The sequence below is a fragment of the Haloarcula amylovorans genome, from assembly GCF_004681185.1.
In the GTDB taxonomy this organism is placed as follows: domain Archaea; phylum Halobacteriota; class Halobacteria; order Halobacteriales; family Haloarculaceae; genus Haloarcula; species Haloarcula amylovorans.
In genome coordinates this window covers 133,995-152,156 of sequence record NZ_SRIF01000004.1, presented here as the reverse complement: position 1 = coordinate 152,156, position 18,162 = coordinate 133,995, and the positions used below count along the sequence as shown (strand labels likewise).

Genomic DNA, 18,162 nt, shown 5'->3' with positions numbered 1-18,162 from the left:
TCACGTGTTCGCCTGAATCGCCTGTTCGAGTGAGTCCACAGTGCGTTCTAGCTGCTCGCGCGAAATCGTCAGCGGCGGCTGGAACCGCATGACGTTCTTGTGGAACCCGCCGACGCCCATGATTATCTGCGACGACTCCCGGAGGTGTGTCCCGACGGCTTTCGCCAACTGCGAGTCCGGGGCTGGCGCGACCCCGGCTGGACCGGTGGTCGTTGGATCGACCAGTTCGACGCCTTGCATCAGACCGAGGCCGCGTGTCTCGCCGACGACATCGTACTCCCGTTCGAGTTCCACCAGCCGGTCGGACAGCCACTCGCCCTGCGTGCGGGTATGGTCGAGTATCCCGTCCTGCAGCGCGTCGATGGTGGCGAGACTGGCCGCACACGTGACCGGATTCCCGCCGAACGTCGAGAGGTGGTCACCGGCACCGAAGGAGTCCGCGATCTCCGCCGAGGCGGTGAGCGCGCCCAACGGAAGCCCGTTGGCGATGCCCTTCGCCTGCGTGAGGATGTCCGGGACGACGTCGAAGTGCTCCGAGGCCCACATCTCCCCGGTCCGGCCGTAGCCCGTCTGCACCTCGTCGACGACGAGCAGCGCGCCGTGGTCGTGGGCGATGTCACGGACGCGAGCGAGCCAATCTTCCGAGGGGACGACGATGCCGCCCTCGCCCATCACCGGTTCGACGATGATAGCCGCGAGATCGTCGGCGGTGTGGGTGTTGATGACCTGTTCGATGTCCGCGGCACATCGGCCGGTACAGCCGTCCTCGTCCGCACAGGACTGGCACCGATAGCTGTACGGCGCGCTGGCGTGCGTGACATCGTTGATCGTCGGGGTCATCCCGTCCTTGTACGCCTTGTTCCCGGTCAGCGCGAGGCTCCCGAGCGTCCGCCCGTGGAACGCCATTTCGAGCGCGACGACCTCTTTGCTCCCGGTGTACTTGCGCGCGAGTTTGATGGCCCCCTCGACAGCCTCGGTCCCGGAGTTGCAGAAGAAGGTCTTCTGTAAGTCGCCAGGCGTAATCTCGGCGATGCGTTCGGCGAGATCGGCGACGGGTTTGTTCGGGTGGACGTACGAACACCCGTGGACGAACTCATCGAGTTGGTCTTTCGCCGCCTCGATGACCCGTTCGTTACGGTGGCCGACGTTCGTCACCGAGATCCCAGAGTAGACGTCGAGATACTCCGTCCCGTCGAAGTCCTCGACGGTACAGCCCGCTGCACGGCGCAGCGGGACGTTGAGACTCTTCCAGATAGGCATCAGGTACTCGTCGTACTGCGCCTCGATACGTTCGTTCGTCAGTTCCTGCGGCTGGTGTTTCGACATAGATGAATCTCCTGTGAGTGCTCGACCGACGCTATTCTGGGACGATCTCGACGGCGTCGGCGTCGAAGCCGACGGTGACGGTCTCGCCCGCTTCGAACTTCTCGCTGCCGTCGACCTGCTGTTCGATCTGTATCTCCGTCCCGCCGACGTCGACGCCGTACTTGTTGAACGACCCCTTGTATATCGTCTCCGTGACCGTCCCGGTCCACTCGTTGGCGACGCCGAGATCGGCCCCTCGGTCGGCGACCGCGATGCGCTCCGGTCGCACCGCGACGGCGACGGACTCCCCGTCCCGGTCGGACGACTCGGCGACGGCGATGTCCACATCGCCGGTTTCGACCACGGACCCGCTAGCAGTCGAGCGTAGCGTCCCCTCGAAGATGTTCGTCTCACCGAGGAACGTGGCGACGAACTTCGTGTTCGGGTGTTCGTACAGGTCGTTCGCTGTCCCGATCTGTGCGATTTCGCCGCCGTCGATGACGGCGATGCGGTCGGACATCGTCAGCGCCTCCTCCTGGTCGTGGGTGACGTAGATGAACGTGGTGCCGAGTTCTTCTTGAATCTGTTTCAACTCGACCTGCATATGTTGGCGTAGCTTCCGATCGAGACTCGCCAGCGGTTCGTCGAGCAGGAGCACGTCCGGTTCGCGGACGAGCGCGCGTGCCATCGCCACTCGCTGTTTCTGTCCCCCGGATAGTTCGGTGGCCGGGCGGTCCTGATAGCCGGGGAGTTCGACCATCTCGAGGGCCTGTTCGATGCGTCCCTCGCGTTCGGATTTCGAGACACCGTCCATCTCCAGCCCGAACGAGACGTTCTCGCCGACCGTCATATGCGGAAAGAGTGCCCACTCTTGGAACACCATGCTGGTGTTTCGCTTGTTCGCGGCCTGCGGCGTGACGCGGTCGCCGCTGATGAAGACGTCCCCGTCGGTCGGCGTTTCGAGCCCACTGATCATGCGTAGCGTCGTGGATTTCCCGCAGCCGGACGGGCCCAAGAGCGTCAGGAACTCGCCGGGCCGGATGTCGAGGTCGATCCCATCGACGGCCACCGTATCGCCGAACTCCTTCCGCAGGTTCTCTAACTGTACGGCACCCTGCCCCTCGACGTCCTCGGGGTCGTCGTCCATGGTTCCTGGTACTGTTTCGAGTGACATCGTTAAATTCCTGCTCTCGATTTCGCTTCGGTCCAGAGGTCGGTCCACTTGCCCGTGATCGGCGAGAACTCGTACTGGGTCGTGTTCTCGATGATGTTCGGCGCGGCGTCGAACCCGTCCTCGTCGAACATCAGCGCCTGTTGCTGGTCGGCGCTGAACTGGTCGAAGGAGTCGGTGTTGACCGGCGGACTCTTCGAGGACGGTTCCCACGAAATCGTGTACTGGCCCTTCTTCTTGATGACTTCACGCTGGTACTTCACCGCTAACTCCCGGTTCGAGGGGTTCTTGACGATACACATACCCTCCGTCCACTGCATCCCGCCTTCCTCGGGAATCGTCACCTCGACCCACTCGTTGCCGGCCGCCCGGAGGTCGCTCATGGCGAAGTTCCCGACCGGGGCCATCACGATGTCCTCCTGTAACAGCGCCTGTCGAAGCGCGCTGGTGCCACTGTAGACGGCTTTCATGTTCGAGAACGTCTGGATGAGCTTCTCTTTGATGTCCGCTAACTGCTCTTCGGTTTGCTCGAACGGCGGGTAGCCGAGCGTCATCGCTATCTTCGGGATGTTCCACGTCGGCCAGTCCATGATGCCGATCTTGTTCTTGTACTGCTGGTCCGGGCCGCCGGTCCAGAGCACCTCGTACGAGGAGTAGTGGTCCTCGGCCACTTTCTCGGAGTTGACCGTCATCGTGTCCCAACCCCAGCGAGTCGGCAGCGCGTACATCTCGTCGTTACGCGCGAACGCGGAGAACGGCCACTTGAAGTGCTCCATGAACGAATCCATCTCCGGATAGTCGTCCGGCTTGAGCGACTCAATGGTCCCCGCTCGGGCGTGTCGCTGTGCCCACGTGTTGTTGAGCGTAATGAGATCGAACTTGTCCACGCCGCCGCTTTTCAAGATATTGAACGCCTCCGGGTCGCTCGAAACTAGTTTGATATTAACTGTCGCGTCGTGTTTGTCCTCGAAGTCGCCCAGAATCGACTCGGCACCGTACCCCTCCCACGTCAGCACGTTGAGGGTGCTACTGTCGCCGCCTCCGGAACTGCCGGCCGTTCCCCCCTGCGTGCCGCCGCCGTTCCCGTCGCCGCCGTCGCCGCCGCCACCGCTCATGTCACGCTGGCCGCCACAGCCGGCGAGAGCAACCGCACCGACCGCCCCTGCGCCCGTGATGAACTGTCGTCGCGTCCGGTCGCTCGCTGCGTCGGTATCGTGACTTGGAGTATCATTACTCATGCTTGTGGGTCTACGTAGTATTGAAATCGGACAGATACTTATATCTAACCATTGCAATGAGATTCAGTCTAATCTTCATCGGCATATACTGAACTCAATTCGGTGTCCCCTGTGGGCCGCTATTCCGAGTCCCAGTGCAACGACGGTTGCTGAAATATCCGAGACCAGTATCGAAATACCACAATCTATATTGGAGTGTGTTCAGTATAGAGGTGTATGTCTCAGGAAAATGTGGCTGATTCCGGTTTAATTGGGACAGTATACAATAGGCTGCGCGTGTCACGGAGCCTGCTGGCGACCGCGGGGCCAGTCGTACTGCTGGAGCTATTGCTCTTCATCGCACCGATCGGCATCATGTTCATGATCGCGACGATGGAGATGCAGGACCTGACACTGGTTCCGAACTACTCGCTAAACAACTACGTGCGCGTGTTCACGGACTACGTCAATCGATCCGCGTTCGTCAATACGACGGTGATCGCGGCGCTCACCACCGTCACCGCTGCCGTCCTTGCGTACCCGCTCGCGTACTACATCGCTCGGTTTGGCGGTGAGTACAAGAATCAGCTAGCGATGTTGGTCATGATTCCATTTTGGACAAACTACATCGTCCGTATCTACGGATGGAAGATAATCCTCGGATCACAGGGCGTCATCAACAGCGGTCTCATCGCTTTGGGCATCATCAACGAACCGATCGGGTGGCTCATCAATACGCAGTTCTCTATCTGGCTCGGCCTCACCTATCTGTGGCTGCCGTTCATGATTCTCCCGCTTTACTCTAGCCTCGAACGCATCGACCCGTCACTCATCGAAGCAGCCTACGACCTCGGTGCGTCCCGAACCGCTGTCTTCCGGCGCATCATCTTGCCGCTCTCGATTCCGGGCCTCGTCGGCGGGGTCATGTTCGTCTTCATCTTCAGCATGGGCGCGTACATCGTGCCCGCGATGCTCGGCGGCGGCGAGCTGTTCGTCGGGACGCGTATCGCCTACGAGTTCGGTATCGGTGGCGACTGGCCGATGGGCGCGGCACTGGGTAGCGTGCTGATGCTCATCGTCAGCGGCATGCTGTGGTCGATGCTCGGGTACATTAACGTGGAGGACCTCTTCTAATGAGCCTCAAAACGGACAACAAAGTCGATACGGGAACGTCGGTCGAATCGCTATGGCGAGTCGTCGAAAGCCACTGGATAAAGGTGTGGGCCGCCGGGGTCTTCGTGTTCCTGTATGCCCCCATCATCGTGCTGATAGCGTTCTCCTTCGAGGAAGGAACGTTCTCGACGCTGCCTTGGAGCGGGTTCACGCTCGAGTGGTACGGGCAGTTGCTGAACAACGGCCGCCTCGTCAGTTCGGCGTTCAATAGCCTCTACGTCGGCAGCGTGGTCACCGTTGTCGCGACGGTGCTGGGGACGCTCGGTGCGATCGCGCTCGTCCGACACGACTTCACGCTCAGCAAGGCCTACCGTGCCCTCGTCATTGCGCCGATGACCGTGCCGGGGCTCATCCTCGGCGTCGGCCTGCTCATCTGGTTCAAGTACGTCGGCTTCAGCACGTCGCTCAAGACGGTCATGCTGGGCCAGCTCGTCTTCGTGACGCCGTTCGTCCTCATCACCGTTAGCTCGCGGCTGCAGGGCTTCGACCCCGAACTCGAAGAGGCCGCCCGCGACCTCGGCGCGAGCAAGTGGCAGACGTACCGTCGGGTGACGCTTCCGCTGCTGATGCCCGGCATCGTCAGCGGCGCGCTGTTCGCCTTCACCCTCTCGTTCGACGACTTCCTCATCGCCTTCTTCACCAGCGGGGTCCAGAACACGCTCCCCATCTTCATCTGGTCGAAGATTCAACACGGGACGAGCCCGGTCATCAACGCCATCAGCACCATCGTCCTCTTCCTCAGCATCTCGCTCATCGTCGTCAGCGAGATGCTGCTCGACTAGAGGACGGTTCTTGTTTTTCCCGACGGCAAGTTACTCATGTTCTGAGACTGCAACGACGCCACGCAATCGGCCCGGCGACGGACGCGCTACAGGACTTGTTTCGTTGTTCGTAGCTAGTAGCCTGGCTAAGGCTGTTCGAAGGGTTCTCAGAAATTGTGATAGTACCAATTGAAGCGATTTACACCCGATTGCACTGCTGTCGTGCAATCGGGTGTGCCGTGACTTTTGCTGACAACTATAGTTGGGCCCTGGTTGTGTCGGACACGTCATCGTGGCGATCCGGTCGAAGACAGCCTCAGAGCGTCTCGACGTACTGCTCGCGCTCCCACTCGGTGACGGTGTCGTGGAAATCCTGCAGTTCCCGCCGCTTCGAGGCGACATAAGCCTGTATCAATCGCTCGCCGAACGTCTCGCGGAACACGTCGTCCGCTTCGAGTGCTTGCAGGGCGGACTCGGGCGTCTGTGGTAAGCGCGGCCGCCTGCCGGTCGGGTCGCCCTCGACGGGATCGGTCGGTTCGAGTTGCCTGCGGATACCGTCGATACCGGCGGCGAGCGTGCTGGCGATAACGAGGTACGGGTTCGCGTCCGCGCTCCCGATACGGTTCTCGATTCGCGTCGTTCCCTGCGGGATTCGCAGCGCGACCATCCGGTTGTCGTAGCCCCACGACGCCGTGTAGGGGGCGAATCCCTCGGGGCTGAACCGCTTGAACGCGTTGAGCGTCGGCGTCTGAAACGCTGCGAGCGCTGGAGCGTGTTCCAATAGTCCGCCGACGAAGTGTCGAGCGGTGTTCGAGAGGTCGCCGTTCGCCGCCGTGAAGGCATTCTCGTCGCCGTCGAAGGCGCTGACGTGAAGATGATACCCGCTGCCCGCGCGGTCGCCGAAGGGCTTGGCCATGAACGTCGCCCACTGCTCGGCGAGACGGGCGGTCCGTTTGACGAGTCGCTTGAAGTCAAACGTCGTGTCGGCCTGCGCGAGTGGTTTTCCGTAGTCGAAAAGAATCTCCAGTTGCCCTGCTCCGTGTTCGTGTTGCAAGGACGTGAGGTCGACACCGTAGTCGCCGGCCCAGTCGCTCAGCGTGTCGTAGAACGGCGAGATCTCCTCGGTGGCCCACGAGACGCACTCGTGTTTGTGGTCCGTCGCCGGTTCGTAGCTGTCCTCGCTCTCCTCTAAGAGGTAGAATTCGAGTTCACTCCCGATGTAGAAGTCGAACTCGAAGTCGCAGTCGTCGAGCACCCGCTTGAGCGCGTTCCGCGGCGCGGCGCTCACCGGTTCGCCGTCGTACTCGACATCACAGATGACACGCCCCGTATCTTCCGTCCACGGCAGTACCCGGAAGGTGGCGGGATCCGGTCGCAACACGCCGTCGCCGTAGTCGATCTCCTCCCCGTAGCCCGATCCCGTCGGAATCTCGCTGCGCGGTGTCTGAACCAACAAGAGGAGGTTTATCGGAAAGCCGTCACGCCACGAGTCGGCGAAGTACCCGGCAGAGACGGTCTTCGACCGCGAGATGCCGTTTATGTCTGCGAACTCGACGACTACGTGTTCGACGCCCGCTTCCTCGATTCGGCGTTCCATAGCTTCGGCACTCGATGTCATCGTGGTGTAGGGAAGTGTGCTCGTGACCGCTCGTGTAGACGACTACTGTCGCGTGACGCGGCGATCGATATCTCTTCTTGGACGACGGTGATACTTGAACCTTGCTCTTATATTCGGACTTTATCTACGACAGAATACGATAGGGGGAAGAAAACGTGGACAAGATACAACATTGGGTAGATTTATTGTGTTACGTACAGTACCGGCGAGTGATGATTCTCGTCCTCGACAACGAGGTACAACCGGATTACCGATATCTCGGGCCGGAGATCGACCGATTGCTCCCGGAGAGTGAGTATGTCGTCGGCGCTGGCGAAACCGAGGCTCCCGACCCGACGGCGTACGACGGTGTCGTCTTGAGCGGGAGCACGGCGAGCGTCTACGACGCCGACCACGCGTCGTGGCTCGAACCGCAGTACGAGCTCATCGAGCGGTCCATCGAGAAGCGAGTGCCGTTGCTGGGAATCTGCTTCGGCCACCAACAGGTGAATGCCGCGCTCGGCGGGACAGTCGAGGAAGACGAGCGACGGGCGACGTTCGTCGAGATGGAGCGACTGGGCACCGATACGATCCTCGGCGGACTCGAACCGGTCGTTCCGGTCCTCCACGCAGACCTCGTGACCGAACTGGGAGACAGCATGGAAGCGACGGCGAAGACGGCGTACAACGAGTTCTTCTGTAGTCGACACGAGTCGGCACCCCTCTGGACTGTGCAGTTCCACCCGGAGTTTACGGAGCGAGTCAGCGACCGACCTAGCGATTGGAACCCGGAGCGGGACACCTTCGACGATTCGAACGCGACGAAGGTTTTGGACAACTTCGCCGACGCATGTCGCAAGAATCGAACCGGCGTGTGAGTTGTCAACAGGCCTAAATGAGTGCGGTTTCGACGTCTCTCACTCCGTCTCGGAGACCATCCTCGTCAAGGCCTCGCCGGAGTACGCCGCGAGGGGGTTTGTCGTCTCTTTGACTGTCGTGATCACGAACTGCGAGTTCGTTCGGTTCACGCCGTCGATCTCTTCGAAGTTCGCGATGAGTTCCTCCACCATGTTCCGATCTGCGAGCTTCGAAATCACGACGAAGTCGGTATCACCCATCATAAAGTACACCTTGTTTACGCCCTCAATCTGACTCAGCTCGTCACCCACCTCAGTGTGATATCCCTCATCGTACTCCGCAGAGATTTCAGAAATAAGGGTGATCTCCAGGCCGACGTTCGAGAGGTCGATGGAGTACAGATCGTCCTCGATGACCCCCGCCTCTTGGAGTTTCGTGATGCGATAGTGGACCGTAGATTTAGGAATATCCGTCTTTTCCTGGATTCGTTCCGGACTTCCGGTACCCAGCTCCGAGATAGCTGATAATATCTGGAGGTCTTTTTCGTCCATGGTTCAATATAGAGTTGAACAACTAAACAGTATCCGAAATTATAGCATATTGCCGGTATCTCGTATCGCCCAGCACTCGACCTCGCCCAATGCTGAAACGGGGTCTACTGTGTCACCGGCTCCTGGTCGATACCGAGCGTCTCGACGAGCGTCTCCATCTCGAAGTCGTTCAGCGGCCGGTTCTCGTCTTTGATGGTCTTGATGACGAACTTCGAACTCGTTCGAGCGATCTCGTCGATGGATTCGAACTGTCGGATGAGATTCTCGACCATCCCTCGATTCGAGAGGTGTGAGATGACGACGAAGTCGGTATCACCCATCGTGAAATACACCTGGTTGACGCCCTCGACTTCGCCGAGTTTCTCCCCCACTTTGTCGTGATACCCCTTGCTGTACTCGGCCATTACTTCGGTGATGACGGTGATGTTCAGTCCGACCTTCGTCAGGTCGACGTCGAAGAGGTCGTTCGTGATGACGCCCTCTTCGCGCAGGTTGTCCAACCGATAGTGGACGGTCGATTTCGGGATGTCGGTCTCCTCGGAGAGTTTCTCGGGACTGCCGGTTCCCAGTTTGGCGACCGCGGCGAGAACCTGAATGTCCTTTTCGTCCATCGTTGACTTACTACCTAATCTGACCCCCGCTGTTGAATATCTTCCGACCGGGATTATGTTCTCTCGGTCCCAAAACAGCCAGTCGTCGATCAGTCTGTTCTACAGGAACCCGATGTTTCATCGTGTCTACACGGATCCTTCTCTGAGCAAGCAAGAACTGGCATCTACGTTTCACCGGCGTCTCATCGCAGATATGGATTCAGAGACGCGACGATCGTATTCCACGAAGTGGGCAGTCGTCTTTGATTGTCTTGTCGCCGGCCTCCTGACGTTCGCCGTTGTCACTGTCGTCTTGACCACTGTCCTCGATCCGCTGCTATGGCCGTCGCTCCTCGTCAGTCTCCCGCTCGGTTTCGCCATCGGGAGTGCCGTTGCCGTCGTCGGCTACTACTACGCCACCCGTGTGCCCGAGAGCCGTATCGACCGGCGGACGATCAACATCGGTATCGTCGCCACCTTCCTCGTGTTCGGCCTCCTCGTCGGCGGCCTGTATGCACTCGGGCAACAGCGGCTGGACGAGAGCTACGAGAGCACCTACGAGTATCAAGTGACGCTCTCGGCGGACCACATCGACACGGCCGACCCGTTTGTCGACGAACCCATGCTCTCGCGACCGTACAATCGGTCAGAAGTCGAGTGCGCGTTCGCCACCGGTAGCCGACACCGCTGTTACGAGTACGACGGGCGGGTGTATGCGAACTACGACACGGCAAACGATACCACAGTCTCTCTTCGGATCTCTCCGGCCGTAACGAGTGGCCCTCCGGTGGATGGACCGGAAACGAGTACCGAGAGTGGGTCCACGTCGAACTGCGGGGCCCACAGGAGGGCTGGTATCTCGCTGAAGGCGAACTCGAAGTCGGGAGCAGCAACTATCGAGAGTGAGCTGTCGCCTTCGAAATGGCATAGAAAAACAGAATGGGAGTTTTGACCAAAGGATAGCTGTAAATATGCCCACATATGTATATCCGAGACATCTACTGAGGTAAATTCTCGGTCATCTCTCAAATAACGGCCCGGACCTATCGCACTTCTGGTTAGGAGCGGATATTTTAGATATATAGCCGGGATTCACACCATAGCCATAGGTATATTGGGCTATTATAGTCCGAATTTCCCCATACACAGTCAAAATCGCCCAGCATACACTGAAGGTTGGGATAGTCGAGTCCAAAAATAGGAGGGATAGATTGTCCTCAAGGAGGTTCGATCCCGTCGACCGATGCGGTCGAGTCGAGACCATTCTCACCGAGGCACGTCGTGAGAAGCGAGTTAGATAACGATAGTACATATGTTATGTATGTGGGCTCGCTTCGCTGGACTCGGCCGAAGCCCCACAGACGCGTATGAAGAGCGAGTGATGAGTCGTCCCTAACCGGAACCGAGCCAGCCCTCACACACTGCTGTTCGTTTCTCCCAAACCAAGGCGCCTCGCTCGTCTCTATCGGCGAGTCTCGTGCTGACGACGTCAAATAGATCACGGGAAAAGATACATTTAGCTGCACCGACGACGTGCTACCGACGATATGAACGAGCGACGTGAAACTCCAACCGTAGGCGTAACTGCCGGAAGCGCGTTCGACCTCTCGATCGAACAGGACGTCTTCGCGGGGCTGGACGTGACGCTTCGGCCGGTCGACGTCGAGTCGACCGACGACCTCATCGCGGAATTGGCCGACGTCGACGCGGTCATCGACAGGTTGCTGGCAGCGCCCTACACGACCGAAGTGATCGACGCGCTTACCGAGTGTCGAATTATCGCCCGCTGTGGAATCGGCGTCGACGCGCTTGACACAGATCACGCGGCCGAGCGGGGGATGTACGTGGTCAACGTCCCAGTCTACTGCCAGAACGAGGTTTCGGAACACACCCTCCTGCTGATTCTCGCACTCCAGCGCAACCTCCCGACCTACGATTCGGCGATGCGGGACGGCATCTGGGCACAGGACGTGACGACACCGACGGTCCATCGCCTCGACGGACAGCGGTTGGGGCTCGTCGGCTTCGGAACCATCGCTCGCCTCGTCGCTGAGAAGGCACAGGCGTTCGGCATGGACGTGGTCGCATCGGACCCCTACATCGATTCGGCGGAGATGGGTGAAGCAGGCGTCGAAAAACGAAGTTTCGAGGCCGTACTCGACGATTCGGACGTGGTCTCACTGCACGCACCGCTCGTCGAGGAGACCCGGGGGACGATGGACGCCGCAGCGTTCGAGCGGATGAAAGACTCCGCGTATCTCGTCAACGTCGCTCGCGGCGGCCTCGTCGTCGAGGAAGACCTGATCACGGCGCTACGCGAGGGGGAGATAGCCGGTGCAGGACTGGACGTGTTTGCCGAAGAACCGTCCAGTCAGGGAGATTCGTTCCCGCCGTTCGAGAGTCCGCTCCGGGAGTTCGACAACGTGGTCCTCACACCGCACGTCGCGTGGTTCTCCGAGGAAGCCAACGACGAACGCCGACGGACCGCCGCCAGCGACGTTCGCAGAGTCTTAGAAGGGGAAGTGCCTGAGAACCCGGTCAACGACCCGCAGTAGCGCAGAGGTGGGAGACGCGGCCGCCAGCTACTGGCCTTACAGCGAGGGGATGACCTCGTCGCCCATGATCTCGAAAAATTTCTCGGGCTCGGGACTCGTGTTCCCGAGCGTGATACGGTCGAAACCGAGTTCGGCGTACTCCTCCAACTGAGCGGCAATCTCGGCGGGGTCGTCGGCGATGAGGAACTTGTGTTCGACCTCCTCGCGGGTGGCGTCGTCGCCGACAGCCTCGATCTCCTTGGGGTTGTAGAGGCCGCGACTGAACACGTCCTGCGTGGCCGCCCACCACGGCTTCGTCGCTTCGTAGGCTCTCTCGTAGTCCTCGTCGTAGGAGGCGGTGACGAGTAACGTCGTCTCTACCGCGTCGGGGTTCCGGTCGGCCTCCGTCGCGTGGCGACGAACTGCCGGATAGAGTTTGTCAGTGTACTCCTCGTCTTTCAAGACGGTGATGAACCCGTCGCAGTACTCCCCGGCGAGAGACGCCGTACTCGGCCCGTTGGCGGCGACGTGGACCTCCGGTGGCGTTTCGGGTTTTGTGTACAGTTTCGCCCCGTCGAGTCGGTAGAACTCCCCGTCGTAGTCCACGAAGTCGTCCGATTCCCAGAGGAGATGACATATTTCGAGCGACTCCTTCAGCCGTTGCCGACGCTCGGGATAGTCGGGCCACGGGAAACCGAGTGGCTTCTCGTTCATCGCCTCACCCGTGCTGACGCCGAGGACGACGCGCTCGTCATGCATGACTTGGAGCGTGGCGAACGCCTGTGCGACGATGCCCGGGTGGTAGTGGCCGGTCGTCGGCGTCACGCAGGTCCCCATCGGCAAGTCGACACGTTCACAGAGTGCGCCCAGCCACGACCACGCGAAGCCGGACGAACCCTGGCTGTGAAACCACGGGTGGAAGTGGTCGGAGGTCCAGATCATGTCGAACCCGGCCGCTTCGGCTAGTTCGGCGTAGTGCAGTAGCTCGTTGGGTTCATACTGCTCTTGGTGTGCGTCATAGTCAATCTTGACCATATACCACATCTCGCTGGCAGTGTCAAAATACTTGCTACTGGGCATCAGGATTGCTCCGATTCTGCCATCTTAGCCGTTCACGTTCGCGTCTGCGGCGAGGTGAGATAATAGATGTACTGCCGTGCGATTCCCTGAGAGCGGTGAGACGAACCGGACTGTTCGAAACCCTGTTCGGCAGATGCGAACGCTCGTCCGCCTACGAGAACTGGGAGTTGATCTCGATGACGTTCGCGGAGCGGGTCACCATCTTCGGGAGTTCCTCCTCGTATAGTTCTCCTTCGAACCGACTCGCGGGACCGGAGACGCTCAGCGCGCCGACGACCTCCCCGCCTGTTACGACGGGTGCGGCGACACAGCGCAGTCCCGCGATCTTCTCCTCCCGGTCGAAGGCGTAGCCCTGTTCGCGTATCGTCGCCAGTTCGTCGAACAACTCGGACTTCGACGTGATCGTCGAATCGGTAAAGCCCTGCAGTCCGTGCCGATCGATTATCTCCTCGACGCGCTCTCTGGACATGTGGGCCATCATCGCCTTTCCCAGTGAGATGCAGTGGAGATACTCCCGGTCGCCGGTCGAAGAAGCCGTCTGGACGGCGTTTTCGCCACCGGTCTTGTAGAGGTAGACCGCGCGGCCGTGCTCTTCGGTGGCGAACTGCGCTAGCTCGCCGCACTCGGCCGCCAAGTCGTCGAGTTCGTTTCGCACCACATCGTATATCTGGAGCCTGTCGGTGACCGTCTCGGCGAGTTCGAGGTAGCGGAGGCTCAACCGGTAGCACCCGTCGTCGTTTACGACGTACTCGTTCTCGGCGAGCGTCGCCAGGTGACTGTGTATCGTCCCCTTCGAACGGCCGAGTTCGTCGGCGAGCTCGGTTATCCCGGCCCCGTCTCGCTCCTGAAGGAGTTCGATGATCTGCAGGGCAGTCTCCACAGCGTCCACAGTTCGAGGTGAAGATTTCGTGGCCATACCTAGGGTGAGACACACTGTATCATAAATGTTCGGCAGGCGCGAACGGCGAAAAGCGTTCGTCTCTTGCGAACGGACACTAAGTCACCAGTGTGAGTGGCCGCCCACCACCTTTATTTTCTCCGAATATAGTCCCGAAAGTACTGTCCGACCGCATCTGGTGACGACTCGTCGAGGGAGGCCGTTCGGTTCTTGCGAACTCGGGAAAACGGGGGCTGGCGCGAGCGAGCCGCCCGTCGACGGTGGCGGGGAAACCAATATTAAGCACGCCGCGCCATGAGCACGTACGATGGTCAGCATCGACTACATGGCTCATCAGGAACAGTACAGCCCCTCGCAATTGTTGCGATTCTCGGAACTCGCCGCCGACAACGGCTTCGATTTCGTCTGGACCTCCGATCACTTCCACCCGTGGTTCCACACGGACGCCGAGGCTGGCTTCGCCTGGTCGTGGCTCGGCGCGGCCGCCGAGCGAATCGACGTTCCCATCGGCACCTGCGTCACGCCCGCGGGCGAACACTACCACCCTGCGCTGATGGCCCAAGCCTTCGCAACGCTACAGGAGATGCACGACGAGCGCGTCGTCCTCGGGCTCTCTACGGGCGAGGCGATGAACGAGAAGCCCATGGGCCACGAGTGGCCCGACTATCCCGTCCGACGAGACCGGCTCGAAGAGACCCTGGAAATCGTCCACGGTCTCTGGGAGAGCGACGATTTCTACAGCTACGAGGGCGAGCACTTCACCGTCGACGACGCGAAGCTATACACGATGCCCGAGGAACGCCCCGAAATTCAAATCGCCGCCAACGGCCCGTCTACGGCCTCGTTGACCGGCGAGTACGGCGACGGCTTCATCACCGTCAAGACCGGCGAGGAGTATACCGAACGGATGTACCCCGCCATCCGCCGCTACGCCGACGAGGAGGGCCGCGACCCTGACAGCATCGAGACGACGCTGCTGGTCATCGCCTCCTACGACGAGGACTACGAGAAGGCACGGGCCGCGACCCGGCCGTGGTGGGCGACCACCCAGAACGTCTTCGACCGCGCGATGGCCAATCCCAAGGAAATCGAAGCCGAAGGCGAGAAGGCCACCGAAGAGGAGATCGAGGGGAAGTTCCTCATCGCCGACGACCCGTCGGACATCGCCGGACAACTCTCCGCGTACGCCGAGATGGGCTTCGACCGCATCGCGCTCGGCAATACGAGTCCCGAGCCCGAGAAATTCTTCGAGATTATGGGCGACGAGGTCATTCCCTCGCTATAGCCAGACGATAGCCGAGCGGGCGTTTAGACGACAGTGAAATGGGACGTTCGGACGGCAGTCGGGGGAATATTTAAGAAATGGCCCGTCTATTTCTTTGAACGAGATGCCCAGACTGAACGGTGGCGAGATTATCGCCAAGTACCTAGAGAAAGAGGGCGTCGAGTACCTCGTCGGCATTCCCGGTCACGGGAGCACGAACCTGCTCGACGCCTTCAACGATTCGGACGTAGAAGTCATCCAACCACGACACGAGGAGGGCGCGACACACCTCGCCGACGGCTATGCTCGCGCGAGCGGTGAACCACTGGCCGTCTTCACCTCCATCGGGCCGGGTGCGACTAACACCGTCACCGGCGCGGCGACGGCCTACGTCGACTCCATCCCGATGGTCATCTTCACGGGTGCACCACAGACCCACGAGTACGGCGAGGGAATCCTCCAAGAGATCGAGCGCCAGAAGCCCGGTGACTTCCCCAGCGTGATGGAACCCGTCACCAAGCAGAGCTTCGTCGCCGACGACGTCGAACAACTCCCGCGAATCCTCCGGCGAGCGTTCCAGGTCGCGCTCTCGGGGCGACCCGGTCCGGTCCACGTCGACGTTCCCATGGACGTCCAGGGCGCGGCCGCCGAGGTCGAGTTGCCCGAGCCGACCCAGAGCCGCCCCCACAGCCGACCGGGTGGAGATCCCCGAACGGTCTCGGACGCCGCGGAGCTACTCGAAGACGCCGAGCGGCCGGTCATCGTTCCCGGCGGCGGGACGATGATCGCCGAGGCGTGGGACGAAGTGCAGGAACTCGCAGAACACCTCCAAGCACCCGTCATCCCCACCTTCCAGTCGAAGGGAATCATCCCCGAGGACCACGACCTCTTCGTCGGCTACGCGGGCTGGATTGGCTCGACGGCGGGCAACGAACTCGCATCGAACGCCGACGTGGTTCTCGCGGTGGGATGCCGATTCACGGACATGCACACGTCCTCCTTCGAGGAAGGCGTCAGCTTCGATATTCCGCCGAGTAAGCTGATTCACGTCGACATCGACCCCGAGGAGATCGGCAAGAACTACCCGGTCGAAGTCGGCATCCAGGGCGACGCGAAAGTCGTCACGCGCCAGATTACCGAGGAACTCCAGGAGCGCATGGACCCGGTCTCGACGGAGGACAACGAGTACTACGACGAGATCCAGGGCCTCTGGGAGGAGTGGGAGTCGATGGTCGCCGAGCGCTGGGAGGACGACGCGGTGCCGATGAGTATCTCCCGGGCCATCGCCAGTCTTCGCAACGTCCTGCCGCGTGACGGCGTGGTCGTTTCCAGTGCTGGGCAGCCACAGGAAACGGTCAATCCCGAGTTCCCGGTGTACGAGCCTCGTACCAACATCTCCTGTGGCGGGTTCTCGACGATGGGTTTCGGCGTCTCTGCCGCTATCGGCGCGAAGCTCGCCAAGCCCGACAGCCCGGTCGTCGACGTCGAGGGCGACGGGAGTTTCATGATGTGCAATCAGGAGGTGGCCTGCGCCGTCCAGCACGACATCGACGTGAACTACCTCATCGTCAATAACCACGGCTGGAAGTCCATCAGGAACCTACAGGTCGCCAAGTACGGCTGGGACCGCGTACTCGATACGGAGTTCGACGAGGAGACCGACATCGACTTCATGTCGATGGCCGACGGATTGGGCGTCGAGTTCGCCGAACGGGTCGTCAAACCGGAGAATCTGGACGATGTTCTCGAAGACGCCATCGCCCACGACGGCCCGGCAATCGTCGAAGCGATGGTCGAACCGGACAACCCCGACTCCGGTGCCATCGTCACCGGTGAGTGGGACCTCGCCGACCTCGAAAAGTAAGGCGCTCACACTGTCGCTTCTTTTGTTCCGACACTCGGTCCGGTCGTCACCGGCGAGACACAACGGTTTTTGAGACGCGCGGAGAGGGTCACGAACGTGACCGCTATCGACGGCCGAAATCGACGCCGCTGGACCACCGCTATCTTCGCGTTCGTCGGCGTCACCGCCGTCGGGTTCCAGATGCGGGGGGCGCTGTTACCGAGTCTTCGTGACACGTTCACTGTCTCGCCGACGCTCCTCGGATTCGTTGCGACGGCGGGAACGCTAGGGTTTATGCTGGCTGTCCTCGCTACCGGGATGATTGCCGGTCGAATCGACGTAACACGAATCCTCTTTGGGAGCGTCGCGGTCGTGTCGGTGGCCATCTTCGCCATGGGACTCGCACCAATCTTCCCCATTTACTTGGCGACGCTGTTCGTCCGCGGGGTCGCCACGGGACCGTTCCGCGCGCTGGACCGCGCCGTCCTGAGTCACCTCTATCCGGACTCGCGCGCTCGTATCTTCAACCTCTATGCCCTAGTATGGGCTGTGGGGGCGGCGCTGGGGCCGCTAGTCGTGACCGGGTCGCTGGCGCTCGGTGACTGGCGTTACGCCTACCTCGCGCTCGGCTGTCTTCTCGCACCCGTGGCCGTCCTCGTCTACCGACTCGACGCGCCCTCGGCGGTCGGAACCGAACGGGTGCTGACGGTCGAAGAGCTCAGGGCGGTCCTGCGAAAGCCCGCCATCTCGGGGATGGTCGCCACGCTCGTCCTCAGTGGCGGCGTCGAAGGGAGCCTCTTTACGTGGTTGCCGTACTTCGCGGCGTCGTACCTGCACATCGACGACGCGAATCTCGTCCTGACGACGTTTCTCATCGCTTACGTCCCCGCTCGCCTGTTCTACAGCATCGTGGTCGAGCGCTTTCGCTACAGTCTCGACCTCGTCGTCGTTCTTGCGATTCTCGGCGTTCCGATCCTGTGGATGCTCGTGACACGCGTCTCGGGGAGCGGCGTGTTTCTCGTGGCATTCTGCCTCGGCTTCGTCGTCTCTGGCATCTTTCCGACGCTCTCGGCGTTCGGCGTCGAAGCGGCTCCGGAGTACAGCGGCCCCGTGAACGCCCTCTCGACGGCCGCCTCGTACACTGGCATCGCCGTGGTACCGCCCGTCGTCGGCTTCCTCGCCGAGCGAAGCGACATTCAACAGGCCCTTCGACTCCTGCCAGTGTTGCTCCTCGTGTTCATTGTCCTCGCCGTAGTGACGCGGCTTCGACTCGACGACGCTGTCTCGGCCACGGTGAGTGAGTCGTAGAAAACTGCTGGC

16 protein-coding genes are annotated in these 18,162 nt (G+C 60.7%); 8 read left to right on the top strand and 8 right to left on the bottom strand.

The annotated features are described in order from the left end of the window. Genes E4S61_RS16645 through E4S61_RS16635 form a run of 3 tightly spaced genes read right to left on the bottom strand, consistent with a single transcriptional unit; the run spans nucleotide 1 to nucleotide 3,714 of the window. Nucleotides 1-1,326, bottom strand: coding sequence for an aspartate aminotransferase family protein (locus E4S61_RS16645; protein ID WP_135305094.1), 1,326 nt, complete (start codon nucleotides 1,324-1,326; stop codon nucleotides 1-3). A 31-nt stretch (nucleotides 1,327-1,357) separates the two neighbouring features. Next, nucleotides 1,358-2,479: an ABC transporter ATP-binding protein gene (locus E4S61_RS16640; RefSeq protein ID WP_245180792.1), complete on the bottom strand. Its 1,122-nt coding sequence runs from the start codon at nucleotides 2,477-2,479 to the stop codon at nucleotides 1,358-1,360. A gap of 2 nt (nucleotides 2,480-2,481) precedes the next feature. Beyond that, a complete protein-coding gene (locus E4S61_RS16635; RefSeq protein ID WP_135305093.1) occupies nucleotides 2,482-3,714 on the bottom strand; it encodes an ABC transporter substrate-binding protein in 1,233 nt (410 codons plus the stop codon). 216 nt (nucleotides 3,715-3,930) lie between these two features. Here E4S61_RS16635 and E4S61_RS16630 point away from each other — a divergent pair, with 216 nt between their 5' ends. Further along, nucleotides 3,931-4,827 (top strand): ABC transporter permease, encoded by an 897-nt coding sequence (locus E4S61_RS16630; protein ID WP_135305092.1) that lies wholly within the window; start codon nucleotides 3,931-3,933, stop codon nucleotides 4,825-4,827. Continuing rightward, nucleotides 4,827-5,648, top strand: coding sequence for an ABC transporter permease (locus E4S61_RS16625; RefSeq protein ID WP_135305091.1), 822 nt, complete (start codon nucleotides 4,827-4,829; stop codon nucleotides 5,646-5,648). The genes E4S61_RS16630 and E4S61_RS16625 overlap by 1 nt, the downstream gene beginning before the upstream one ends. 295 nt (nucleotides 5,649-5,943) lie before the next feature. Here E4S61_RS16625 and E4S61_RS16620 read toward each other — a convergent pair whose 3' ends face one another. Then, nucleotides 5,944-7,224, bottom strand: a complete 1,281-nt coding sequence (locus E4S61_RS16620) for a glutamine synthetase family protein (protein ID WP_209309529.1) — start codon at nucleotides 7,222-7,224, stop codon at nucleotides 5,944-5,946. Between the two features lie 233 nt (nucleotides 7,225-7,457). On the opposite strand from E4S61_RS16620, the gene E4S61_RS16615 reads away from it, so the two are divergent. After that, nucleotides 7,458-8,102: a type 1 glutamine amidotransferase gene (locus E4S61_RS16615; protein ID WP_135305089.1), complete on the top strand. Its 645-nt coding sequence runs from the start codon at nucleotides 7,458-7,460 to the stop codon at nucleotides 8,100-8,102. A gap of 39 nt (nucleotides 8,103-8,141) precedes the next feature. Here E4S61_RS16615 and E4S61_RS16610 read toward each other — a convergent pair whose 3' ends face one another. Together E4S61_RS16610 and E4S61_RS16605 are read right to left on the bottom strand one after the other, a co-directional pair. Next, the gene (locus tag E4S61_RS16610; protein WP_135305088.1) at nucleotides 8,142-8,633 is read right to left on the bottom strand and encodes an Lrp/AsnC family transcriptional regulator; all 492 of its coding nucleotides are present in this window, start codon (nucleotides 8,631-8,633) and stop codon (nucleotides 8,142-8,144) included. 104 nt (nucleotides 8,634-8,737) lie between these two features. Then, complete coding sequence (locus tag E4S61_RS16605; protein ID WP_135305087.1) at nucleotides 8,738-9,244, bottom strand: Lrp/AsnC family transcriptional regulator; 507 nt, start codon at nucleotides 9,242-9,244, stop codon at nucleotides 8,738-8,740. A 193-nt stretch (nucleotides 9,245-9,437) separates the two neighbouring features. Between E4S61_RS16605 and E4S61_RS16600 the strand changes: the two genes are divergently transcribed. Then, on the top strand, nucleotides 9,438-10,175 hold the full coding sequence (locus E4S61_RS16600; protein WP_135305086.1) for a hypothetical protein: 738 nt from the start codon (nucleotides 9,438-9,440) through the stop codon (nucleotides 10,173-10,175). A gap of 595 nt (nucleotides 10,176-10,770) precedes the next feature. Further along, nucleotides 10,771-11,778, top strand: a complete 1,008-nt coding sequence (locus E4S61_RS16595) for a C-terminal binding protein (protein WP_135305085.1) — start codon at nucleotides 10,771-10,773, stop codon at nucleotides 11,776-11,778. Between the two features lie 36 nt (nucleotides 11,779-11,814). On the opposite strand, the gene E4S61_RS16590 is transcribed toward E4S61_RS16595, so the two are convergent. Together E4S61_RS16590 and E4S61_RS16585 are read right to left on the bottom strand one after the other, a co-directional pair. Continuing rightward, nucleotides 11,815-12,792, bottom strand: coding sequence for a TIGR03557 family F420-dependent LLM class oxidoreductase (locus tag E4S61_RS16590; protein ID WP_135305084.1), 978 nt, complete (start codon nucleotides 12,790-12,792; stop codon nucleotides 11,815-11,817). 196 nt (nucleotides 12,793-12,988) lie between these two features. After that, nucleotides 12,989-13,753, bottom strand: coding sequence for an IclR family transcriptional regulator (locus E4S61_RS16585; protein WP_135305083.1), 765 nt, complete (start codon nucleotides 13,751-13,753; stop codon nucleotides 12,989-12,991). A gap of 289 nt (nucleotides 13,754-14,042) precedes the next feature. Here E4S61_RS16585 and E4S61_RS16580 point away from each other — a divergent pair, with 289 nt between their 5' ends. The 3 genes from E4S61_RS16580 (at nucleotide 14,043) to E4S61_RS16570 (ending at nucleotide 18,150) form a co-directional block, all read left to right on the top strand. After that, a complete protein-coding gene (locus tag E4S61_RS16580; protein ID WP_135305082.1) occupies nucleotides 14,043-15,020 on the top strand; it encodes a TIGR03557 family F420-dependent LLM class oxidoreductase in 978 nt (325 codons plus the stop codon). Nucleotides 15,021-15,123: 103 nt separating this feature from the next. After that, nucleotides 15,124-16,863: a thiamine pyrophosphate-binding protein gene (locus E4S61_RS16575; RefSeq protein WP_135305081.1), complete on the top strand. Its 1,740-nt coding sequence runs from the start codon at nucleotides 15,124-15,126 to the stop codon at nucleotides 16,861-16,863. Nucleotides 16,864-16,959: 96 nt separating this feature from the next. Next, nucleotides 16,960-18,150 carry an MFS transporter gene (locus E4S61_RS16570; protein ID WP_135305080.1) on the top strand — a complete coding sequence of 397 codons (1,191 nt, stop codon included), beginning with the start codon at nucleotides 16,960-16,962 and terminating at the stop codon, nucleotides 18,148-18,150. Nucleotides 18,151-18,162 lie beyond the last annotated feature (12 nt).